Source organism: Devosia sp. (assembly GCF_041917035.1).
Classification (GTDB): domain Bacteria; phylum Pseudomonadota; class Alphaproteobacteria; order Rhizobiales; family Devosiaceae; genus Devosia_A.
Genome location: NZ_JAYRYM010000359.1, coordinates 1 through 2,787, shown reverse-complemented (window position 1 = coordinate 2,787; position 2,787 = coordinate 1). Strand labels below are relative to the sequence as shown.

The 2,787-nt window shown below is 67.7% G+C and carries 3 protein-coding genes; 1 reads left to right on the top strand and 2 read right to left on the bottom strand.

Annotated features, from left to right (window positions below; all coding sequences use genetic code 11):
* On the bottom strand, window positions 1–493 hold a 493-nt coding region (locus tag ACE3TU_RS21000; protein ID WP_374627801.1), incomplete at its 3' end, for an outer membrane protein.
* A gap of 84 nt (window positions 494–577) precedes the next feature.
* Window positions 578–1,477, bottom strand: coding sequence for a TolB family protein (locus tag ACE3TU_RS20995; RefSeq protein WP_374627799.1), 900 nt, complete (start codon window positions 1,475–1,477; stop codon window positions 578–580).
* Between the two features lie 169 nt (window positions 1,478–1,646).
* Here ACE3TU_RS20995 and ACE3TU_RS20990 point away from each other — a divergent pair.
* Window positions 1,647–2,787: ATP-binding cassette domain-containing protein (locus ACE3TU_RS20990; RefSeq protein WP_374627797.1), on the top strand; the 1,141-nt coding region annotated here is incomplete at its 3' end.

Sequence of the window (2,787 nt, the reverse complement as noted above, 5' to 3'; positions counted from 1 at the left end):
CCGAGTTCGTTGCCGCGACCGGCGAGCCCCCGTAGCCGTTGTCGACAACGGCCGAGAAGTCGGCCTGTCCGGCCGCCAGGCCCATGGTGCCGTAGGCGTAGACCGGGCCGCTGGCGACGCCGAAGCGCGACCGCAGGGTCAGCAGCGATTCGAGCCGCTCGTCGAAGACGTAGCTGCCGGGTTCCTCGACGGTGCCGTCGACCGCCGTCAGGGCGGCGTCGGCCTCGATGCCGGCGACGCCGTTGCCGACCTGGATGTTGTAGCCGACATTGAGCGCCAGCAGCGCTCCGACCGTGCCGAAATCGGCGGCCGCCGGCCCGCTGGCCGGGGCGGTATAGGTCAGGGTGATGTCGCTGGTGGTCGATGCTCCGCCGACGGAAATGCCGGCATAGAAACCCGACCAGTCATAGGCCGGCTGGGCCATGGCGACGCCGGGCACGGCAAAGAGCAGCGTCGTCCCGAGCGCCGTCGCGGCCAGAAACTCTATGCGCACGACATCCCCGCCGCCCGATTCAGTGAGCGCGAACATAGCCTGCGTCGGCCCGGGCTGGCCAGCCCCTGCGCCACGCGGGAGTGCTCAGCCGATCGGATAGGCGACATAGGCGAAACGCCTGCTGTCGGGGGCCCAGGAGTTGACGTTGATGGTGCCCTGGCCGCCGTTGAAGGCGACGACATCGCGCCGGCCGGTGCCGTCGGGCCGCATGAAGCGCAGGATCACCGCCTTGTCGGGCGGGTGGCCCTGCGTGCCCTCGGGATAGCTCAGGTAGACGATCGACTGCCCGTCGGGGGAGAAATGCGGGAACCAGTTGACCCGTTCGTCGATCGTCACCTGCGTCACTTCCGAGCCATCCGGCCGCATACGGAAGATCTGCGCGTGGCCGGGCGAGGCGAGCTCGGAGTTGAACCAGATCCACTGCCCGTCGGGCGTGTACTCGGCGCCATCGTCGGGGCGGGTGGAATCGGTGAGCTGGGTGTCCGGCCCGCCGGCGGCCGGGATGGTCCAGATGTTGACATAGCCCCAGCGGTTGCCGTCGCGGGTGTTGACGCCGGTATAGACCAGCGTCCGCCCGTCGGGCGACACGCCGTGCAGGTAGTAGTGATGGCGCTCGGGATGCTCGTTCGAGATCCGTTTCGGCGTGCCGCCGCCGATCGGCAGCACGTAGAGGTGGGAATCGTCGGAGCTGACATAGATGGAGCGGCCGTCGGGCGCCAGCACGTGGTCGTTGTTGAGGTCGGCGAGCGGGGCGGTGTCGATCAGCACCGGCTCGGCGCCGCCCTCGGCCGGGATGCGCCAGAGCTGCCCGCCGGCATTGAAGATCAGCATGCCGTCGGTCGTCCAGTTCGGCGCCTCGATGATCTCGTCGGCCACCAGCACCACCCGCCGGCCGGTGCCGTCGGCATTGATCACCGTCAGTTCGGAGCGCTGGCCGGGCAGGAGCGCGCGCCCGCGGCGGGCAAAGGCGGGTTTGGATGGCATGCTGGCGACCTCCTCGATTGGCTGTGCAACGTATTAACGATAATCTGATTGCTTGGCTAGGCGCTTTCGGCCGGGGGCCGGGCCGCGGGGGCGCAAGCTTGCCCCCGGCCGGCAGTTCCCCTACATACGGCGCCAATTTCCCGGTTTTCAGCGGCAGGACAATCGCTTCATGGCGCGTCAGTTCATCTATCACATGCACGGCCTCAACAAGGCCTATTCGGGCGGCAAGAAGGTGCTCGACAACATCCACCTGAGCTTCTACCCGGACGCCAAGATCGGCGTGCTGGGCCCGAACGGCTCGGGCAAGTCGACGCTGCTCAGGATCATGGCCGGGATCGACAGCGAGTTCACCGGCGAGGCCTGGGCCGCCGACGGGGCGCGGATCGGCTACCTGCCGCAGGAGCCGCAGCTCGACGAGGCGCTGGACGTGCTGGGCAACGTCATGACCGGCGTCAAGGAAAAGAAGGACATCATCGATCGCTACAACGAGCTGATGATGAACTATTCCGACGAGACCGCCGACGAGGCGACGCGGCTGCAGGACATCATCGACAGCCAGAACCTGTGGGATCTCGAATCGCAGGTCGAGGTCGCCATGGAGGCGCTCGGCTGCCCGCCGGGCGATGCCTCGGTGGACAAGCTCTCGGGCGGCGAGAAGCGCCGCGTGGCGCTGTGCGCGCTGCTGCTCTCGAAGCCCGACCTGCTGCTGCTCGACGAACCGACCAACCATCTCGATGCCGAGACCACGGCCTGGCTCGAGCGGCACCTGCGCGAGTTCGAGGGGGCGGTGCTGATCATCACCCACGACCGTTATTTCCTCGACAACGTCACCGGCTGGATCCTCGAGCTCGACCGCGGCCGCGGCATTCCCTACGAGGGCAATTACTCGGCCTACCTGGGCGCCAAGGCGAAGCGCTTCGCGCAGGAGCAGAGCGAGGACGCGGCGCGCGCCAAGGTGCTGGAGCGCGAGCGCGAGTGGATGGGCCAGAGCCCGCAGGCGCGCATGGCCAAGTCCAAGGCGCGTATCCGGGCCTATGACGAACTTGTCAAGATCAACGAGGCGCGCACGCTGTCCAGCACCGCGCAGATCATCATCCCGCCAGGCGAGCGGCTCGGGCAGAACGTCATCACCGTCGAGGGCATCTCGAAGAGCTATGGCGACCGGCTCTTGATCGACAACCTGAGCTTCAAGCTGCCGCCGGGCGGCATCGTCGGCATCATCGGGCCGAACGGGGCGGGCAAGACCACGCTGTTCCGCATGCTCACCGGGCAGGAAAAGCCGGATTCGGGCACGATCAGCGTCGCCGAGA

Coding starts and splice junctions, on each gene's coding strand:
- ACE3TU_RS20995 (WP_374627799.1), bottom strand. CDS start 1,477: ATGCCATCCAAACCCGCCTTTGCCCGCCGCGGGCGCGCGCTCCTGCCC.